The 1,879-nt window shown below is 74.6% G+C and carries 2 protein-coding genes; both read right to left on the bottom strand.

The features are described 5' to 3' along the window. Positions 1–754: ATP-binding cassette domain-containing protein (locus PROKR_RS16790; protein WP_051433074.1), on the bottom strand; the 754-nt coding region annotated here is incomplete at its 3' end. After that, a partial coding sequence (locus PROKR_RS16785) for a substrate-binding domain-containing protein (RefSeq protein ID WP_036964878.1) occupies positions 751–1,879 on the bottom strand: 1,129 nt, incomplete at its 5' end. The genes PROKR_RS16790 and PROKR_RS16785, both read right to left, overlap by 4 nt.

Below are 1,879 nucleotides of genomic sequence, written 5' to 3'. Positions count from 1 at the left end.
AGTCGGCGCGCGCGTTGCGCGCCCCGGGCCGCACCGCGCCGGTCATCGCGGCGAGCAGGTCCTCGTAGGAGGCGTCGCCGTCGAAGACGTCGTGCACGCGGCCGAGGCGCAGCACGAGGATGCGGTCGGCGACGGCCTGCAGGTCGCCGGCCTGGTGGCTGACCAGGACGACGGCGTGCCCGCGCTCGCGCAGCCGGACGATCAGGTTGAGCACCTCGGCGGTCTGGCGCATGCCGAGCGACGCGGTCGGCTCGTCCAGCACGACGACGCGCGGCGAGCCGAGGAGCGCGCGGGCCACGGCGACGGTCTGGCGCTGCCCGCCGGACAGGGTGCGGACCGGGTCGCGCACGCTGGGAACGCTCGCGGCGAGCTGGTCGAGCAGGCGCCACGCCTCGCGCTCCATGGCGATCTCGTCCAGGAGCGGGCCGCGCCGGGTCTCGTGCCCGAGGAACAGGTTCTCCACGACGTCGAGGTCGTCCACGAGCGCGAGCTCCTGGAACACGGCCGCGATGCCGAGCGCCCGGGCGGCGGCCGGAGAGTCGAGCACCACGGGCCGACCCTCGAGCAGCACCTGCCCGGCGTCAGGCCGGTACGCGCCCGCGAGGACGCCCGCGAGCGTGGACTTGCCGGCCCCGTTGTCGCCGACGACGGCGAGCACCTCGTGCTCATGCACGTCGGCGTCGACGTCGACCAGGGCCCGGACGCCGCCGAACCGCTTGGAGACGCCGCGCAGGGACAGCACGGGGGCGCTCATCGAGCGGCCTCCCCGATCAGGCCGGCCCGCTCGCACGCGTCCCGGTAGGCGGGCACGCAGATCTCGTCCGTGGTGTAGACGTGGCCGTCGACGATCACGTGCTCCACGTCGGCGGCGCCCACGGCGCGGGGCGCCAGGAGCACGGTGGGCACGCCCTGGATGACGGCGGTGGTGCGCGGCTCCTCGCCGCGCAGCACGCGGACCGCGAGCTCGGCGGCGGTCTGGGCCTGCTGGTCGGTCGCCTTGTAGACCGTCATGAACTGGTCGCCCGAGATAATGCGCTGCACCGCCGCCAGCTCGCCGTCCTGCCCCGTCGTGACCGGTACGGGGTCGAGGCCCGCGGCCTTGGCCGCGGCGATGGCGCCGCCCGCGATGCCGTCGTTGGCGGCGAGCACGCCGTCGACCTGGCCCGGGAACCGGGTGAGCATGGCCTCGGTCCACTCGGTGGCCTTGTCCGGGCTCCAGTCGGGCGTGAAGTACTCGGCGAGCACGTCGATGTCCTCTCCTTCGAGGGCGCGGCGGGTGCCGGCGGCGATGGCCAGCGCGTTGGGTTCGGTGGCCGAGCCGTGCACCAGCAGCACTCCCGGCCGATCGTCGTCCGCGGTTCCGTCGGCTCCTCCCGTGCCCGGGTCGGCGTCGGTGCCGTTCTGGGCGCCGGTATCGGCACCGGGCCCCGCACCGGCGTCCTTCTCAGCGTCTCGTTCCGTGACCGCACCGGCAAGTGCCGAGCCCAGCAGGAAGCCGATGAACTCGTAGTCGTACGACACGTAGTAGTCCGCGCCGTCCACGAACCGATCGTAGGCGATCACCTCCGCACCCAGCCGCTTGGCCTGCGCCACGATCCCAGCGGCGGCCACGGTGTCCACGGCGTCGAGCACCAGTACCTGGGCGCCCTGGGCGAGCATCGACTCGGCCTGCTGGAGCTGCGCGGCGGCGTCCTGGCCGGCGTTCGCGTACAGCACGGTGCAGCCGGGGCAGCGACGTCCGGCCACGGCCACGAACGTGGGGTGGTCGGACGCCTCGTACCGGGCGGTCTGCGCCTCCGGCAGCAGCAGCCCGATCGTGCCCTCGTAGGGCGCGGAGGCCGCGCCGCCGGCCGTGCCGGTCCCGTCGGACGAGCACCCG

Source organism: Promicromonospora kroppenstedtii DSM 19349, assembly GCF_000515355.1.
GTDB classification, from domain to species: Bacteria; Actinomycetota; Actinomycetes; order Actinomycetales; family Cellulomonadaceae; genus Promicromonospora; species Promicromonospora kroppenstedtii.
The sequence above is the reverse complement of the archived record's forward strand: the minus strand, read 5'-3'. Positions and strand labels throughout refer to the sequence as shown.